At 39.7% G+C, this 17562-nt stretch carries 16 protein-coding genes and 1 tRNA gene; 2 read left to right on the top strand and 15 right to left on the bottom strand.

The genetic code is table 11. The features are described from left to right. The first annotated feature begins 652 nt into the window (after nt 1-652). Together CJD30_RS08920 and CJD30_RS08925 are read left to right on the top strand one after the other, a co-directional pair. Nucleotides 653-1750, top strand: a complete 1098-nt coding sequence (locus CJD30_RS08920) for a hypothetical protein (protein ID WP_294918438.1) — start codon at nt 653-655, stop codon at nt 1748-1750. A 10-nt stretch (nt 1751-1760) separates the two neighbouring features. Next, complete coding sequence (locus CJD30_RS08925) at nt 1761-2018, top strand: hypothetical protein (RefSeq protein ID WP_294918439.1); 258 nt, start codon at nt 1761-1763, stop codon at nt 2016-2018. Between the two features lie 87 nt (nt 2019-2105). Here CJD30_RS08925 and CJD30_RS08930 read toward each other — a convergent pair. From CJD30_RS08930 to CJD30_RS09000, 15 genes are all read right to left on the bottom strand, one after another. Beyond that, nucleotides 2106-2180, bottom strand: a tRNA-Glu gene (locus tag CJD30_RS08930). Between the two features lie 111 nt (nt 2181-2291). After that, nucleotides 2292-2843, bottom strand: a complete 552-nt coding sequence (locus CJD30_RS08935) for a response regulator (RefSeq protein WP_294918440.1) — start codon at nt 2841-2843, stop codon at nt 2292-2294. 126 nt (nt 2844-2969) lie between these two features. Then, nucleotides 2970-3176, bottom strand: coding sequence for a hypothetical protein (locus CJD30_RS08940; RefSeq protein ID WP_294918441.1), 207 nt, complete (start codon nt 3174-3176; stop codon nt 2970-2972). A gap of 69 nt (nt 3177-3245) precedes the next feature. Next, nucleotides 3246-3926: a response regulator gene (locus CJD30_RS08945; protein WP_294918442.1), complete on the bottom strand. Its 681-nt coding sequence runs from the start codon at nt 3924-3926 to the stop codon at nt 3246-3248. A 15-nt stretch (nt 3927-3941) separates the two neighbouring features. Further along, nucleotides 3942-5375: an HD domain-containing phosphohydrolase gene (locus CJD30_RS08950; protein ID WP_294918443.1), complete on the bottom strand. Its 1434-nt coding sequence runs from the start codon at nt 5373-5375 to the stop codon at nt 3942-3944. After that, nucleotides 5357-7879, bottom strand: a complete 2523-nt coding sequence (locus tag CJD30_RS08955) for a CHASE domain-containing protein (RefSeq protein WP_294918444.1) — start codon at nt 7877-7879, stop codon at nt 5357-5359. Before CJD30_RS08955 ends, CJD30_RS08950 begins: the two co-directional genes overlap by 19 nt. Before the next feature lie 46 nt (nt 7880-7925). After that, on the bottom strand, nt 7926-8975 hold the full coding sequence (locus CJD30_RS08960; RefSeq protein WP_294918445.1) for a response regulator: 1050 nt from the start codon (nt 8973-8975) through the stop codon (nt 7926-7928). Between the two features lie 66 nt (nt 8976-9041). Further along, the gene (locus CJD30_RS08965) at nt 9042-10064 is read right to left on the bottom strand and encodes a chemotaxis response regulator protein-glutamate methylesterase (RefSeq protein WP_294918446.1); all 1023 of its coding nucleotides are present in this window, start codon (nt 10062-10064) and stop codon (nt 9042-9044) included. A gap of 11 nt (nt 10065-10075) precedes the next feature. After that, nucleotides 10076-10546: a chemotaxis protein CheD gene (locus tag CJD30_RS08970; protein ID WP_294918447.1), complete on the bottom strand. Its 471-nt coding sequence runs from the start codon at nt 10544-10546 to the stop codon at nt 10076-10078. After that, the gene (locus tag CJD30_RS08975) at nt 10546-11355 is read right to left on the bottom strand and encodes a HAMP domain-containing sensor histidine kinase (protein WP_294918448.1); all 810 of its coding nucleotides are present in this window, start codon (nt 11353-11355) and stop codon (nt 10546-10548) included. The genes CJD30_RS08970 and CJD30_RS08975 overlap by 1 nt, the downstream gene beginning before the upstream one ends. Then, nucleotides 11352-12737: a PAS domain-containing protein gene (locus CJD30_RS08980; RefSeq protein ID WP_294918449.1), complete on the bottom strand. Its 1386-nt coding sequence runs from the start codon at nt 12735-12737 to the stop codon at nt 11352-11354. The genes CJD30_RS08975 and CJD30_RS08980 overlap by 4 nt, the downstream gene beginning before the upstream one ends. A 10-nt stretch (nt 12738-12747) precedes the next feature. Beyond that, entirely contained in the window at nt 12748-13572 is an 825-nt protein-coding gene (locus CJD30_RS08985; protein ID WP_294918450.1) for a protein-glutamate O-methyltransferase CheR, read from the bottom strand. After that, nucleotides 13565-15658 (bottom strand): chemotaxis protein CheA, encoded by a 2094-nt coding sequence (locus CJD30_RS08990; protein WP_294918451.1) that lies wholly within the window; start codon nt 15656-15658, stop codon nt 13565-13567. The genes CJD30_RS08985 and CJD30_RS08990 overlap by 8 nt, the downstream gene beginning before the upstream one ends. Next, nucleotides 15651-15914, bottom strand: coding sequence for a hypothetical protein (locus CJD30_RS08995; protein WP_294918452.1), 264 nt, complete (start codon nt 15912-15914; stop codon nt 15651-15653). Before CJD30_RS08995 ends, CJD30_RS08990 begins: the two co-directional genes overlap by 8 nt. Further along, nucleotides 15915-17561, bottom strand: a complete 1647-nt coding sequence (locus CJD30_RS09000) for a methyl-accepting chemotaxis protein (protein ID WP_294918453.1) — start codon at nt 17559-17561, stop codon at nt 15915-15917. Nucleotide 17562: the final 1 nt, after the last annotated feature.

Here is a 17562-nt window from a genome sequence, read left to right on the forward strand (position 1 = left end):
ATATTGAGTTATTGCTTCTTGATAAAAAATTGAGTTCAGTTATAGATAATCATGAAAGAATAACTGGTAAGCAAATATGTAACAAACTTTTGAATTTAACTGACCATAAAGAATAGGGGGCTGTCTGCGGGGGAGAATCCCCCTGACCCATAGTACGGAAGCACGAACGTGCGGACACTATTGGTGAGACTGGCTGATGCCGATTGAGCAAGCCGCCTGGGGCGTGCCCCTCCATGCGGCGATTCGGCTATTCAGCCATAGTCACCACATAAAAATACTTTCCCATTCATAGATAAGCCGTAGGCGTAACCCTGTCGATTAAATTCAAACGTCTTTTTAGGTTGCTCGCTGGTCGAAGCGCCGAGCACTTTGGAGTCATTTTCCCCCATATTGATAAAAATCTTGCAAAAAAAATTCAACTATTTTGCTACATAGTAAAGTTTTTTGAATTTTACTCCCTGAAATATGGGATTACAGAGCTTCAAGTTTACTATTGTCTAATTTTTTATTTTTTTATAGCTTTTCGTGTTTGCAAACATTTAGAAAATATTTTCACGTGTTAGAGGTCGAGGTTTTCGACAAGGCTTTCGGAGTGTTTTTGGTAACACTCCGTTCCTCACATCAAATGCTATAAAAATGGAGAAAAAGAAAAATGCATTTACTTGATATAAACACACTTTCTGCAACAGCAAAAACTGTCGGTGGAATTGATACCCTTTACTTTTTTTATGAAACAAATGCTGATTACATCAATCTGTTTCTAGATATACTCGATCAGATCGAAGATGGAAAAGCTCACTTTTCAAAAAAAGACATCCCATATAAGAATAACGACATCGCAGTTGAAATCAACGGCTTTAAGTTCTATTACGGCGGATTCAAAGATTATTTTTACTGGCTCAACAGTATAGATAATCTTTTCACATTTGGATTCAAAAGTCCTGATACGGTTCGTCAGCTCAATGATATTCAAGTGCAGATTAACGGAATAGGAAACTATAGTATTGGATTAAGTGCAGTGTTGGCACTTGCTGATAATGTAGTCAAAGGATTTATTACGGGATTACGACCCATTACCCGAATCGACTTGAACGTATTTGTACAAGCTGACTTCTCATGGGTCAATACAGATATGTTTATTGCCCGTCAGTTGAAGCGAGAAACAATCATTAAAGAGATCGCATTAAGTCGTAGAAATGAAACAATCTATATTGGAAGCAACCCTTTCATGTTCCGTATGTATGACAAACTCACTGAATTGAAAAAGTCAAAGAAAAAAGAGATCATGAACGAATACTTCTTCAACAATGGTCTTTCTTTGAATGAGCCAATTACAAACATTGAATTTGAAATCCATAGAGCGTATCTAAAGCGTTTCAACATTAAAACTGTTGATGATGCCCTTGCCAATGCGGAAACACTTTTTAAACAGAGTATGGATGCTATACGCTTAGTTGATCTGAACACTGTAACAGATAAAGAATTGTCATCGGATAATCGCTATAGAGCAAAAACGCTTCCTATATGGGAACATATTAAAGATAGCTATACCATAAAAGAGTTTTTACAACTCAATTTGCCCTTAGAACGCATGAAGAGAAAACTCTATGTATATACGGGTGATGATGCTATTAAAGAGTATATGGCATTTGAGCATAAATGTCATTTGAATGGTATACGGCTTGATTATTGGTTTTTTGAAGAGGCTAAACGTCGTAAAACATTTAAAGAAAACGAACTGGCTTCATAAGGGCAGGGCAATGGCAACAATAGATTTGATTACCAAAAGTGACTTAGTTGCATTTCAAAACAAAGTGATGGAACAATTAAAAGCACTGATACAGCCTGAAAAAGAGTTCATTACCGAAGGGGAGCTAATCACCCTTTTTGCATTTAATAAATCGACATTGGCAAAAATGAGAATGAATGGGGAGATTCCCTATTATAAATTCGGCGGAAAACTGTTTTACAAAGCGGTTGAAGTAAATAGAATTATTGAAAGAAATCAGATTGCTTGAGAAAACTTAAGGCAAAAAGTGGTCACCCAAATGGTCACCCAACAAAACTTAAAGTGCTTGAAAGTACGGTAAATAGGGAGTTTAAAGTGGTGACCCCAAGGGGATTCGAACCCCTATGGCCAGAATGAAAATCTGGAATCCTAACCATTAGATGATGGGGCCACTTTAATAAAGAAAAGGAATCAGGTGAACCTGAGCTGAAATTATATTGATTCAATGCTGAAAAAAAGATAAATATGCTTATTTTTCTTCCCAAAACGGGAAGAGGGGAGGTTAGTCGTTGTAAAAAGAGCGTAGAGCGCGGATAATGACCGCATTTTTAGAGATACTTTCCGCTTTTGCATTGTCATCAACTAGTTCATAAACATCTAATGGCAATGAGATTGAGAAGGTTTTAGTTTCGATTTTTTTGCGTTTAGCGACTAAGCTAGTGATATTTTGTAACATCTCGAGGATTTTTTTCGTATCGATAGGTTTTTGGATAAAGCTGTTCACACCAACTTCGATTGACTCGGAAATTTTTTGGATATCGTTGCTCGCAGAGATAACGATTATGATTTGTGAAGGGTTGATCGCACGAATACGGCGCGCAAGTTCAATACCATCGATTTCAGGCATGATGATATCAACAAAGATAATATCCGGGTTCATTTTCTCATACATACGCAATGCATCTGCACCATTGTAAGCTGAACTTACTTCAGCGAAAAAATTCTTGAATGTTGAGCTTAGAAGATCATTTGCAACGACTTCATCTTCTACGACCATTGCAGTCAATTTTTTAGTTTGTTCAGTAAGTTGAATTAAATCTACGTTTGAAGACATGTAACACCTTTTTTATGAATTTTAGTGATATGTTAAAAAATATCACTGTGGAATATTGTTGTTATTATATATTGTATTTTTTAGTAGAACCTTAAAAAAACTGATTTAGTGATACGTTTTTTATAGTTAATACTGTTTAAACTGTTCAAGCCATTCAATGTTGCTTTCGTTTGTTTTTTCTTGCTGCTTTAAGAGTGAATCTATAATGTGCAGAAGAGACTGTCGATCCATGAATTGAAGAAGATCAGGGTTGATATAGGTGGGTTTGATTCCATCGTATCGGTTGAGTAGATTTTCTATATCTGAAATAAGTTGTTCTTTCGATGATTCCATAATTTATCCATTTTGGTTAACATAATATATATTATATTTAAAAAATATCATATACGAAAAGCCGTATACTTATACGAGCGAATATCCGATTTTTGCCAGATTGCGCAGATTGCTGTCATCTCCCATTTTTTTACGGATACGTAGTATGAGGTTTTTCAATGCTCCATCTGACATCTCTTCTTCAAAAACGTAGGCAAACGTTTCATAGGTGACGATTTGTTCACGGTGGGATAAAAGAAGTTCAATCGCACTGATTTCATTTTTAGTCAACGCTATCTTGTCGCCGTTTGGATAGATAAAGGATTTCGCAAAATAATCATACGAAACGCTGTCGTTTATTTTCGCAATGAGCATCCCTTGTGATTTGAGACGATCAACTGCCAAATACAGAACTTTAATCAGAGCATTAAACTCGATCGGTTTATGAATGTATTCGACAAGATTGAGTTTGCACGCTTCCAGCAAATCTTGTGTTGCAATGGAACCTGAGACAATCACAATGGGAATCTTATCATTTTTTAACCGTATGGCCTTTGCAACGTCGATACCGCTGATGGAACCCATATGAATATCGAGAATGACAATGTCAATACGATTGTTTTCATAAATACTTAGCGCATCATTCCCATCACAAACGGAAAAAACTTGTCCGACTACCATTTCCAGTGTTTTTGTAGTGATCTCGCGTAATTGGCTGTCATCTTCAGCATAGAGGACGGAGAGATTTTTAAATTCGGTTATTTTAGCCATAAGTGCCCTGCTCTTTTAATCTTGCAATTCAGCAGCTATCGATCTGAATTGATCGATATTGTTGATAAACATCTCTACCAAGTTTGGATCAAAATGTTTCCCTTTTTCATTTGAGATGAATTGTATAATTTGTTCCATAGGCCAAGCTTTTTTATAGACACGCTCGCAACTAAGTGCATCAAAAACATCGGCTAAAGCAACTATCCGACCATAAATATGGATATTTTCACCATGAAGACCATAGGGGTATCCGCTTCCATCCCATTTTTCATGGTGTTCTTTTGCAATGATTGCAGCTGCTTGCAAAAGCGGTCTTGATGAATTTTTGAATATATCGTATCCCAGCATACTATGGGTTTTCATTATTTTATATTCGTTAATATCAAGCTTGCCCGGTTTAAGCAAAATCGCATCCGGAATGCCGATTTTTCCAATGTCATGCATAGGAGAAGCACTGTAGAGAAGACGTATCTGCTCCTCATCGAGTCCACAAAGTTCACCCAATAATTGTGCGTATTTTGCAACACGACGAACGTGATTGCCTGTCTCATGGGATCTTGTCTCACCTACTTCACCGAGCGAAGAGAGTATTTCGTGCTGCGTTTGCCAAATCTCCTCGTTTAGATCAAAGAGTTCGGTAATATCGTGGCTGATGCTGATATATTCAATAATTTGTTCGAATTCATCCAAAATCGGTTTGATTGTCGTATCGGTGATGTAGTGGTTTCCATCTTTTTTGAGATTTTTGATTATACCTTGCCATGTTTTTCCGGAACGGATTGTTTGCCAAAGTTCTTCATAAAATTCAGAATTAATTTCAGGATGTTGCAGTAGTTTGTGACCATCCTGTATCACTTCATCATGAGAGAATCCGCTGATTTTTGTGAACAATTCATTGGTATAAATAATATTTCCGTATAAATCGGTTTTGATCACGATAGACGAAACATCAACGACTTCTTTGTACTGTTCGAGCAATGTGGTTTGATGTAATAAATCTTGTTGCAGATGGAGTGTGAATTCACGCACCGTGCGTTCATTATAGAGATTATTGACTACTTCAAGCAAGACACGAACGATTTGTTCCGATTGGATAGGTTTTAAGAGGAATTGAGCAACGCCAAGGTTGATAAGTTCTAAGAGATAACTGCTCTCTTCACACGCAGATGTAACAATGAAATGTTGTTCCGGATAGATCTCTTTTATACTGCGAATCATAATGACACCGTTCATTTCAGGCATCAAGATGTCGGTAATTACAATATCAACAGGGTGCTGTTGAAACAGATCCAGCCCTTCTCTTCCATTCGATGCAATGATAACTTTTTCAAAAATACCTTCAAGCAAGAGCGATATATTTTCTCGAATGAGCGGTTCGTCTTCGACATAGAGGACACTCATATCTTTAGCATGTTTTGAAAGATGCTGAATCATTTCTCTAAATTGCATTGAATTCCTTCACACGGGATTGTAATCGTGAATGTTGTCGTCTTTTCTATACTGGCGGCTTCAATATGTCCATCACAATGATCTTCAATAATGATTCGGCTCATATATAGTCCCAATCCGGTTCCATAAGTTTCATTTTTTGTTGTGAAATAGGGACTGAAAAGTTTGTAGAAGATCTCTTTTGGTATCCCTCCACCGTTATCGCGGATTGATATGATACAAGAGTTATCCTTTTGAAGTACATGGATGACGATTTCACCGCGCATAATGCCGTTATCCATAAATGCATCCATTGCATTTTTCAGTAATACTAGAATCACTTGAAGCAGCTCGTTGCGATATGTATATAAAACAGGATTGCATGATTGTTCCATATCAATGTAGATGGAGTGATTTTTTAAGGTGTGGTCGATCAAATTAAGGGCATTTTTTATCAACGATAATACATAAAAGCGCTCTTTTGGTTTATCCGGTCGGAAAAAGTCTCGATAATCGGAGATTGTTTGTGAGAGATGGGCGCTTTGCTGCTCGATTTTTACGAGGTTATCGACAAAGTCATTATCAGCCGTTTCGCTAATCATTGCTTTTAGGCGCATTTGAGTTGTAATGGCATTGATAATAGCCAAAGGCTGCCGCCATTGGTGCGCGATCATGGAGATCATTTCTCCCATTTGAGCTTGTCGTGCATGTAGGGCAAGAAATTTTTCTTCTTCGACTTTTTGTGTTATATCTCTCGAAATCATTACGATTCTGTTTTCACCATTGAGTGTAAACGGAGAAAATGAACATTCGACAATCTTGATTCGGTTTGGATCGGTACGTAGTCTAAATGTACATCGTTTTGAGATGAACTCGCCATTAACAGCGGCTAAAAGGTAATTTTCAAATAAATCATCTTTGCATTCGATTTCATATACCGTATCAAAAATAGACTCGTCGATGAAGGTTTCTCGTGACATATCAAAGAGTCTGAGTGCTAAATCGTTGCAATCGACAACGATATTATTATGTAAGATAACGATTGACTCTTCAATCGCACCCACAACGGTACGATAAAACTCTTCACTCTCTTGAAGCTGCTCTTGAGCGCGTCGTATTTCAGTGATATCTTCTCCTGAACTCAATAAACCTATTATTTTCCCCGATTCATCTTTCAAAACACGGTTTCGCCATGCGATTAGCCGTTCTTCACCGCTTTTGGTTCGTATCGGATTTTCATTGTACTCAAATCTATCGTTTGCATTTTGTATCATATGAAGTGTGATATTGCGAAGCTGTTCATGGATTCTTTGTGGAATAAACAGATCGAAAAAATTTTTGCCGATCGCTTCTTCAGCGCTATAGCCAATGATTTCGCATCCTCTGCGGTTTATCAGTTGTATTTTGAAGTGTATATCCAGAACCAAAACCATCACTTCAACGATGTCGAGATAGCCGTGAGCTTTATTTTTTTCATTTCTCAGGTTTTCGGTGGAGCGTTTGAGGAGTAAACGTTTTTTGAGCAACTCGACAATGATAAGCGCCATAAACAAATACATGATAAGCCCAAGCATCGCGAATAAAATAGGATATAAACTATTATTGCGTGCATCAAAATCCGAAGTGCTTGAGTAATAGATATGCCATGCCTGTCCGCCTACGTTAATAACTCTATGTGCATGATGTTCGGAAGTATAGGGGGATGTTTTTTGAGATTTATATAGGAGATTATTTTCGTCTCTTTTTGCTCCGTCATAAATTTCAATATTCATGATGGCATCATGGCTAAAATTGGCTTTGATAAAATCGCCCATTCGAAACGGAGCATAGACATATCCCAACAACTCTTTGCGACGATTTTCGAGAGTATTTATATTCGTATCTTCTGCATAATAGGGAAGATACATCAAAACACCGGCTTGGATATCTTTTTTGTCAATTTCCTGCACAAGAGTCACTTTGCCTGATAAAGCAGGTTTACCGGTGTCTCTTGCCCGTTCCATCGCCTCACGGCGAACCGGTTCCGAAAACATGTCGTATCCGATGGCGGCTTGGTTACGTTGATCGAGCGGTTCTAAATAGATGATAGACGTATAAAGATCTCTTTGCCCTTTCGGTTTGATTTCAAAGGATGCATATCCTTCACGGTGGATTTTATCTAGGGTTGAATCGAGCTTGGATGGGGGGATAACCATAGAATAACCCATTCCCTGAATTCCAGGACAATAACGCTTTAAATTGATCGATTTGACAAAACGGTACCAATCGGTTCGAGTAACATCATCACTCGCTTCGAAAAAGCCGACACCGCTATGGAGCGTGTTTTCGTACTCTTGGAGACGGTTTTTGAGTGTTGAAGCTTCTTGATTGACATAATGTTCGAATTTGTTTTGTGCTTGGTTAAAAAAATAGCGCTCAGAAAAATACCAAACACTGACAATAATGAGGATGGAGAAGAAAAAACTAAAAAATGAGAAATAATGGCTGAGGATGAATTCATTTCCAGCGATTTTATCATTTAACACGATCCTTAATCGCGTATAGATTCGTTTGAGACGAATCAAACTAAGATTAAAAAAAGTCAATGTCGCCACCGTCATCAGCTAAATCTGGGCGAATAATACCGATAATCTGTTGGATACTGAGCGTGGTTGGCTGATGGATATGATGGATATTTTTCATTGCCATGCTTTCTATCGAAAAACGTTTGACGTAGAGACTCAAATCGATACAGATAGCATCAAAAAGTGAGAGAATCTGATCGGGTTTTGTGTCGAGTTTTAGAATGAACTCTTTTTCATCTTCAATCACTGAGGCCAGCTCTTCGAGACTTTTTGCCAATGGATCTAAAAATGGGGTGTAATGGTACAAAATATTGGCAAGTTTTCCAATGTCTTCACGTACGGTGTGAATATAGCGGACCTCTTTATCGGTCACATATCGAGAGAGTTGATCGGGGATTTCTCCTAAGATATCAACCATCTCTTCGGTATCATCATTGAGAAAAACAACTTTTTCATTTTCACACTCTTCGTCTTTTGCGAAATATTCTTGGAGCATTTGTGATTGATCAGTATGATTGGTTTGAGCATAGAGCTTTTCAATCTGTTCGTTTTTAATCTCAACGGTGCGGAGATGTTGCATCAGTTTCGTCACAATCTTTTTATATTTTTTATGCTCTTCGTTTAACTCTTCAAAAAGCTGTGCATTCAGATTTTGTGCTGCCGCATCACGACATACTGGATAGATGATTTGTAAAAGCTCATTCATATTAATCGGTTTGAGAATGAATGTACTGACTCCATTACGCATCATATTGATTAATATGTCTGATTCGTCGTGTGCAGAAATAGCGATAATCTTTTGTTCAGGATTGATTTCGCGGATATGAGCAATCATCTCAATCCCGTTGATTTTCGGCATATTGATATCGGTAATGACGATGTCATATTTTTCGTCATTGTATTTTTTGAGCCCCTCTTCTCCGTTATTGGCTAAGTCTACTTTGGCAAACAGGAGTTTAAAAATTTCAGCGGTCTCTTCACGTACGGTATCATTGTCCTCAACGTAGAGCAACGACAAATCTTGCGAAAACGTTTTTACATCTTTTGGCGATATCATTTCTCATATCCTAGAGTTTTAATTTTATAATCATAGAGGTATAAAGTCATAAAAAAATCACAGCGTTCAAATAGAAGCTAAAATACCTTGTGCGATCTGATCTAACGGCAATTGTTTCTCCACTGCACCGATGTCATAAGCAACTTTTGGCATACCGTATACCACACAACTTTCTTCGTTTTGTCCGATGGTTTTCGCTCCGGCATTACGCATTGCCAAAAGACCACGTGCCCCATCAGCTCCCATTCCTGTGAGAATAACGCCGATGGCATTGGCTCCGGCAATTTTCGCAACGGAGTTGAGCAAGACATCGGCTGATGGTCTATGGCCTGAAATCTTTTCACCGCTCCCGATTTCCACATAGTATCTGGCCCCGGATCGACGTACCACCATATGATAATCGCCAGGAGCAATAAGAACAACTCCCGGTGTGATCGAATCACCGTTACGGGCTTCACGCACTTCCATCGCACACAGAGAGTTTAATCTCTCTGCAAAGGGGCCTGTGAAATTGGCCGGCATATGTTGTACGATGACCGTTCCAGGGGCATTTCGAGGCAGTCCGATCAATACATCTTTGAGCGCTTCCGTACCACCTGTCGATGCACCGATAGCTAAGATTTTATTGGTTGTTTCAGCTAACGAAGTAGCATTCGCTTGTCTCATGTCTTGTAGAATGTGTTGACGTACTTTTGCTTTTGAAGCTAATTTGATTTTAGTGAGCAGTTCTTCTCGCATTTCATCTTTGCCATCATAGATATGCGAGTGGGGTTTACCGACAAAATCTACTGCACCCGCTTCGAGTGCTTCAAGCGTTGTTTTTGCACCTGATTGGGTAAGTGATGAGACCATAATGACCGGTAGAGGCATATAGTGCATCAGCCGTTTTAAAAAGGTGATCCCATCCATACGAGGCATTTCGACATCCAAACAGATGACATCCGGTTTCAGTTCAACGATCTTATCACGTGCTACAAATGCATCAGACGCTGTTGCGACCACTTCAATAGAGGGATCACTTTCTAAGATTTCACGCAATACTGCACGAGCAGTTGCACTGTCATCCACAATTAAAACACGTATTGCCATTTTATAGTCCCTTATAGCTCAGTGCGGGTAGCGTATTTCATCAAAACTTTTCCCCGTTCCAGATTAAATTGTATTTTACGTCCAGTTTGCCCTCCGACATCTTCTGCGATGATAGGGATACGATACTCTTTGAGGATCTCTTTGGCAACCAAAATATTTTTTTCACCGATCATCATTGTTTCTGAAGCTCCGATATTTAGAGAAGCACCTCCGAAAATTTTGGCTTCCATCGTTTTGGATGAAGATCCTCTGGCTATCATTTGTTCGATCATTTTCGGGATGGAGATATTGCCGAATTTCGGTGATTGGAGCCCGTTTCCGTTCCAAAAAGGGAGAAGATAATGATTCATCCCCCCTATTCCCAATTTACTGTCATAGAGGCACACTGATACGCATGATCCAAGCACTGTAGAGATAGCGGATGGGGCTTTATCAATATGAATCTGTCCTACATGGATAAATGTTGAATTTCCTTGTATCATTAGAGTTCTATTGCACCCTCAAACGATTCAAACAAGAACTCGTTGGAACCGCAGGCATCTGAACATGCTTGTTGTCTTTGAATCGGTAACGTAACGCTAAAGGTTACACTGGATGAATCAACATCATAATCGATGTTCCCCTCCATTCTTTCACAAAACTCACGTGCGATACTAAGTCCAAGTCCCAAGCCGTGTAACCCTTCCATGCCATGGGCAAAGCGGGTAAATATCTGGGGTTTGAACTCCACATTGGGTGCTTTACCTTGGTTTTTTATAGCAAAAACAACTTTCTCATCGACCGTTGTTATTGTAATATTTACCGTAGCATTGGAATCTCCATAATCACAGGCGTTGGCGATTACATTTTTGAGAATAAGATAGAGCTTTTTTGGATCAGATACAATCTTGTCTTCCAGAGTACTTTCAACACTGATAGTTAAATTTTTACGTTTGAGTTTATATTTGAACCCTGATGTCACTTCATCTATTAATGTCACCGGATCAACGGTTGCGTAGGTTACATCAACCATACCGCTTTCGATTTCAGCTGCTGCGACAAGATTTTCTATACGGGATTCTAAAAGGAGCACCTCTTCGTGTGCTAATTCAAAGATTCCATAACGCGGATCGTCTGATGGCGGCATGAGATGAGGTATCATCCCTAAAAGTGCAGTCATCGGATTGTTCAGTTCACTCGCGATCAGAGACAAAAAATGAGATTTTGCCCTTTCACTTGCCATTAATTGTTTGTTGATTTCGAGAAGTTTTCGGCTTAGAAAAGCGACTTCGTTATTTTCAATGGTGCTCATTGTGATACTTCCATAGTTTTGATGCGTTCCGATTCACGTTGAAATTGATGAATCATTGTCGTAACTGCATTGGATTTTTGAAGAAGAGAACGATTTTCGGTATGAAAATTAATTCCCATTTTTTGCATTTGACTTACCTCTTCTGAAGTATTTTGAATTAACGATTTTAGTTGGGAAAAAATCCCTTCAAATCCAATGGTCTCATTGTCGTTGCTGGCTGCTTCGATCAATCCATAGACTTGTATATATCCCAAATACATTACCTGTTGTTCTAATTGTTCTAACTGGTTAAGACTCTCTTGGATAAAGCAGTCCATTTTTTGGTGTAACGTATCAAGCTTTTGATTATAAAGTAATACCAATGAGACCAATGTATCGAGGTTTTCACTCAGTTCTTGGATAGAGGTATCGTTTTTTTTCTGAATCGTCTCTTGGATAAAATAGGTCACCATTTCAATCTGAATACGTAGTGAAGAAACGGTAAAGATAAACTCATTCAATGTGTCGGAGAGAGAAAGCGCCAAGGTATGAATGTGTTCGATGAGTCGATCATTTTCTTTGGCATTGACGCGAATATCACTGGCCAAAACACCGAATGTTTCGCCTCCCGAAGAGACTTTGTAGGATGCTACCGATGCGTTGAGTGAGAGAAATACAATGTCGCGAGCGAGGTATCTCAGTAAAATACCTTTGGTTTCAAACATCGATTTCACCTCTTCAAACATCTCGATTTTTTCAAACCATTGCTCGTATCGCTGCATCAACGTTTGGCTGTAATTCAAGAGGATTTTGAGTGTGATACATAAGGGGGAAGAGGAGTGAAATGCTTCAAAATTATCGGATTCTACATCCGATAAAAGTTTTTTACGTTCATTTAATTCGGATAGAAGCGCACTGGACATGAAATGATCATATCCGCTGAATCCCACTTCTTGGAGTAACTCTAACATCAAAGGTTCACTCGATTCCATTCCACCCTTGCTTTCAGCGATGAGGAGTTTAAAATAGAGCTCTCGAACGGTAGTAAAAATAGGAGAATTTGGTTTGATACGGATTGAAACATAGCGTTCTCCCAGAGGAAAGACTGCCGCTAATACCCAATAAAATCCCCCCTCTTTTGTTTTGTTTTTGACATAAGCTACGATGGGATTATCATTTTTCAAATGATCCCACAGGGTCTTAAAAACCACTTTTGGCATATCATGATGACGAATGATATTATGAAATTGTCCGATCAATTCTTCTTTTTGATAGCCGCTGATCCGTACAAATACCTCGTTTCCTGAGAGGATTGTACTTGCATAATCGGTTATGGAGAAAAAAAGTTCATGAGTATCGAATTTTGCTTCTTTCATCGTTACGGCGCAGCCTCTATTTTCCACTATTGATCCCTTATAAACGTTGATAAATTGACGAACCGATCAGTTTTAGTGTATCACGATGGCTTGTCAATGATTCGGAACTCCCTAAAAACAAAGGAGCCCCTTTTGGCAATAGAGTAGTAAATCTCCCTATGAGTTCCTGTCGGGTCGGGTCATCAAAGTAGATCATTACGTTTCGACAAAAAATCATGTCAAATCTGTTTTTGAAAAAAAACGGATCGGTGACGAGATTGTAAAGACGAAACATCACTTTTTCTCTAAGATGATATGTGATTTGGTAGCTTTCTCCTCGTTCGCTTTGGACTTTGTCAAATGCTTTGCGAATCATATCGGGAGAAAGCGATTGCACTGTTTTTGCATCGTATTCCCCTTTGATCGCTTTTGAGAGAACTTTATGCGAAATATCGGTAGCGAGGATTTTGATATCCCACTGTTCAAAATCACTTAAATGGTGTTGTAAAAACATCAAAATAGTATAGGGTTCTTCTCCGCTGGAACACCCAGCTGACCATATACGGATCTTTTTTTCCCGTTTGGAAGCGATGAGTCCCGGTAGATAGCTCTCCAGCCACTTCCACTGGGCACTTTCTCGGAAAAATGAGGTAACGTTTGTCGAAATCGCACTGACAAAAAAAGAGAGTTCTTCTCCGCTTTCATCAGCAATGAGATAGTTGTAATAATCTTTGAAATTCGAAAGACCCAATTGATTGAGCCGTTTGTTCAATCGCCCTTTGACTAGTGTTGTTTTTTGAGCGGAAAGAGCGATCCCTACTCTCTCATAGATATAGCTGCGAAAGAGTTCAAACTCTTCTTGTCGAAGTTCGATTTCAACCATGAACAGCCTCAATCATAGGACGGAGTTCATCGACATTGAGGATCAATGCTATGTCACCGCTTCCGAGTATCGCTCCACCGGAGATTTCACGCTGTTTCGCGAGGGCTTTGCCCAGTGGTTTGATAACCACCTGCTGTCTACCTACGAGCTCATCTACCATTACTGCGATTCGTCCCGCTTCAGTTTCGACGCACACTAAAATACCCTCCCACGGTTCAATCCGATCGGTTGTGAGTTCAAATACATCACTGAGCCGGATGACAGGAATATGCTGACCCCGTAAACTGACAAATTCACCTTGTCCTTTGACAACATGGACAATATCACGTTCCGGTCGAAAGGACTCAACAACGCTCAATGTCGGAATGATATAGATTTCGCCTGCGGCTTGTACCAGCATACCATCAATGATGGCCAAGGTAAGAGGCAGAACCATGGAAAATGTTGTCCCTTCCCCCTCTTTTGAATCGATTTCGATTTTACCCCGAAGTTTTTCGATCGATGTTTTTACAACATCCAATCCGACTCCGCGACCCGAGAGATCACTGATCGCATCGGCGGTAGAGAACCCCGGCTGCATAATCAAACCGAAGATTTGGGAATCGGTGAGATTCTCATCTCCCGTAATAATACCTCGCTCAATCGCTTTTTTGAACACTTTCTCTTTATTGATGCCACGTCCATCATCACTGACACTGATAACAATACTTCCGCTTTTGTGATAGGCGCGAAGGGTGATATTCCCCTCCTCTTTTTTACCGACGCTGAGACGTTCTGCCGCATTGGCTTCCAAACCATGATCGATCGCATTTCGTATGATATGGATTAATGGATCAGAGAGGCTGTCGATCATCGTTTTATCAATCTCTGTCTCTTCTCCCAATACATGTAGATGGAGTTCTTTTCCTGTTTTTTTAGAGGTGTCACGCACCACACGTTTCATTTTATCAAATGTATCTCGAATCGCAACCATACGTAAACTCATGACACGATCTTGAATCCGTTTGGTGATCTTTGAAAGCGTTTCAATCGTTCGATTGATCGATTCATCTTCGATGGATCGGATTTTATTGTTTTGTGCAATAAAGTTTTGTGCAATCACCAGTTCTCCGACAGAGTCAAACAACTCATCTAATTTGAACGTATCGATACGAATCGTTGATTTAGCCGAGATCACAGTCGAGCTAGGAGTATTCGTCTCATTTTTTTCTTCTTTTTGCGGAGTTACACTGATTGGTGATGAGGGTTCAATAGGTTGTTCCATAACCGGCAGTGCTATAGGTACAATCTCATGGATACGATATTCATGATCAAAAAGGTATTCAAAATTTTCTGCTATATCATCATAACTTGAGACTGTTAAAACAAGAATGACGACATTCTTTATAGTGTTTTCATCATGCTTAAATTCATCAAGCGGTGGAATGTTTTGCATATCGAAAAAACTCTCAATTGCTAGAGCACGTTCACCCAAAAGTTTTAAAAACAGCAGATGATCAAATCCACGTTTATAACAATCTTCATCGAGGGTTAAATCAATTCGATAGAGACAAGCCCCATCAGCATTGGGTGTAGTTTGAAGTTTCTGTATGCACTGAACAATCATATTATCAGAGGAGTCATCAAATCCGAATTCTGAAGCCAAATCATTCAATTGCATTGGTTCTTCAGATATTTGTATAGAGTTTTGCGGTGATTTTTTTGAATACATCAGCGCTTTGATCTTATCCAGACATTCGGCATAACCTGTCGGAAGATTCGGCAGAGCATCAAGCTCACACTCCATTACCTCTTTGATAACGTCTACACTGCCGACAAAAAGTTCAAGATGCTCGGGTTCTATCACTTCATGCGTATTTCGGTAATGGTCAAGAACATCTTCAAAATGGTGAACAAACTCACCCAAACGGGTAAATCCGAATGCATTGGCATTGCCTTTTAACGTATGCACACCGCGAAAGATCTCGTTGAGTAAATCAAAATCGGTTGAATTTTCTTCGAAACGGAGAATATTGATGTCTAGCTTTTCAATAATTTCTCCAGCTTCTTCGATGAAAATAGCTTTGACTTGTTCTTGTTTAGTCATAATGTATCCAATGAATGGTTCCATACGTTCCGGATCGGTATTCCCCTTTGTCTAAAAAAGGGATAACGATCTCTCGACGTGTTTTTTTTAAGCTCATTAATAAAGCTAAAAGGGCACTACTTTTCAATTCTCCCCCCTCTCCTATTTCGATACGATCGATGTAGTCGATACGTGGGCGGACAAACGCTTCGAACTCTTTAATCTCATCTATTCCCATCGATAAATCGATGGTAAGAGCGTCTCCGTCGAATTCCATTTAAAACTCTTTCAGATCGTCTTCAGAGAGCGGGAAAACATCACTCGCTTTTTGCGCTGTAGGGATCGCTTTACGTTGAGGCTGCATCGTTGGACGACTGGCAATGGAAGGATTCGGATCGAGATGGTGCAGGTTCATTTTTTTAACGGCATGAACCGGCGTATCATTTTGCATTCCAACCATCGCTGCAAGAATACGAACCGTTTCCATCATAGAGGTTGCTTGTGCATTTAGCTCTTCGGCTGCTGCTGCTGCTTCTTCGGAATTGGCCGCTACTTGTTGTGTCACTTGATCGACTTGTCCCATAGCCTGGTTGATTTGACTCATACCTTCTGCTTGTTCTTTCCCTGCGATTGCGATTTCCCCGATGAGATCGGATACTTTTTTCGATTGTTCAACAATCTCTTGGAATGAGGTATGCGTTGCAAGGGCGATTTCATTCCCCTCTTTTATCTGTCCGACAACTTCTTCAATGATTACGGAAGTCTCTTTTGCTGCGGATGCCGCACGTTGCGCCAAATTACGAACTTCGTCTGCTACTACAGCGAATCCTAGACCGTGTTCACCCGCACGAGCTGCCTCAACAGCTGCATTGAGCGCCAAAAGATTGGTTTGAAATGCGATTTGATCAATCGTTTTGATGATTCCTGAGATTTTTGCTGCCGATTCGGTGATCGAATGCATCGATTGGGAGAGTTGCTCCCCTTTTTCATATCCGTTACGCGCTGCATCGTTGGCATTTTTTGCCAAAATATCTGCTTGTCGTGCGTTATCGACATTTTGAGTGTTGATTGCGGTGCTCTCTTCGAGTGTCGCACTCACCTCTTCGACGCTGCTTGCCTGCTCACTCGCACCTTGTGCCAAGGAAGAGGACGAGGATGCCACTTGATCCGATGCTGAGGTGATTTGCATTGCACCATCTCGGATAGAGGTCACGCTTGATGTGATAGAACGGGTGATTGAGCGAATGATCAACATTGAAAGTGTAATTGAAATACCAAAAGCGATCAATACGATCATAACGGTCATCTGTACCGCAGAATTTGCATCATTTTGTGCAATTTTAACGGCTTCATCCGCTGTTTCAGTATTGATTTTAGCGATGGCATCCATCGATTCGAATGCCGCAGTACGGATATCGCGGCTACTATTGATGAAAATATCGATTTGGTCAAAGTAAGCTTTGAGTGCTACCGGATCAGCTGTTTTAGACATTGGAATGAGCACATTTGATTGCAATTGCAGGCTCATCTCTTTCCATTTGCCAAAATTCTCTTCAAATTTTTTCCACTCAGCAGCTTCTTCAGGTGTTTGTGGAAGCGGAGCATAGATTTTTAGCCCTTTTTCGTATCGATCAAATCCTTTGGTCATACGTTCTACCGCATCTTGGAGTTTTGAACTTATTTTCGGATCTCCATCAAGCCCTCGAACACGGTTTTGTTGGATAACAACTTGGTTGATACCGATACGCATCTCCATGATTCCTACAATAGATGGGACTTTAACCCCTCCCACGACATGAATACTTTCGTTCCATTTTTGGGTTGTGTTGTACCCTAAAAAACCTAGAAGTGTTAATGCGATCATCATAACGGCAGTTAAAAGAATCAACTTGCTTTGCAGTACCATGTTTTCTAACCAGTTCATC

Origin of the sequence: Sulfuricurvum sp. PD_MW2, from assembly GCF_002633015.1 — a bacterium.
Lineage (GTDB): Bacteria > Campylobacterota > Campylobacteria > Campylobacterales > Sulfurimonadaceae > Sulfuricurvum.

Bases quoted from the DNA above. Each gene is read 5' to 3' on its own strand.
- CJD30_RS08920 (WP_294918438.1), top strand. From the start codon at position 653: ATGCATTTACTTGATATAAACACACTTTCTGCAACAGCAAAAACTGTC.
- CJD30_RS08925 (WP_294918439.1), top strand. From the start codon at position 1,761: ATGGCAACAATAGATTTGATTACCAAAAGTGACTTAGTTGCATTTCAA.
- CJD30_RS08935 (WP_294918440.1), bottom strand. From the start codon at position 2,843: ATGTCTTCAAACGTAGATTTAATTCAACTTACTGAACAAACTAAAAAA.
- CJD30_RS08940 (WP_294918441.1), bottom strand. From the start codon at position 3,176: ATGGAATCATCGAAAGAACAACTTATTTCAGATATAGAAAATCTACTC.
- CJD30_RS08945 (WP_294918442.1), bottom strand. From the start codon at position 3,926: ATGGCTAAAATAACCGAATTTAAAAATCTCTCCGTCCTCTATGCTGAA.
- CJD30_RS08950 (WP_294918443.1), bottom strand. From the start codon at position 5,375: ATGCAATTTAGAGAAATGATTCAGCATCTTTCAAAACATGCTAAAGAT.
- CJD30_RS08960 (WP_294918445.1), bottom strand. From the start codon at position 8,975: ATGATATCGCCAAAAGATGTAAAAACGTTTTCGCAAGATTTGTCGTTG.
- CJD30_RS08965 (WP_294918446.1), bottom strand. From the start codon at position 10,064: ATGGCAATACGTGTTTTAATTGTGGATGACAGTGCAACTGCTCGTGCA.
- CJD30_RS08970 (WP_294918447.1), bottom strand. From the start codon at position 10,546: ATGATACAAGGAAATTCAACATTTATCCATGTAGGACAGATTCATATT.
- CJD30_RS08975 (WP_294918448.1), bottom strand. From the start codon at position 11,355: ATGAGCACCATTGAAAATAACGAAGTCGCTTTTCTAAGCCGAAAACTT.
- CJD30_RS08985 (WP_294918450.1), bottom strand. From the start codon at position 13,572: ATGGTTGAAATCGAACTTCGACAAGAAGAGTTTGAACTCTTTCGCAGC.
- CJD30_RS08990 (WP_294918451.1), bottom strand. From the start codon at position 15,658: ATGACTAAACAAGAACAAGTCAAAGCTATTTTCATCGAAGAAGCTGGA.
- CJD30_RS08995 (WP_294918452.1), bottom strand. From the start codon at position 15,914: ATGGAATTCGACGGAGACGCTCTTACCATCGATTTATCGATGGGAATA.
- CJD30_RS09000 (WP_294918453.1), bottom strand. From the start codon at position 17,561: ATGAACTGGTTAGAAAACATGGTACTGCAAAGCAAGTTGATTCTTTTA.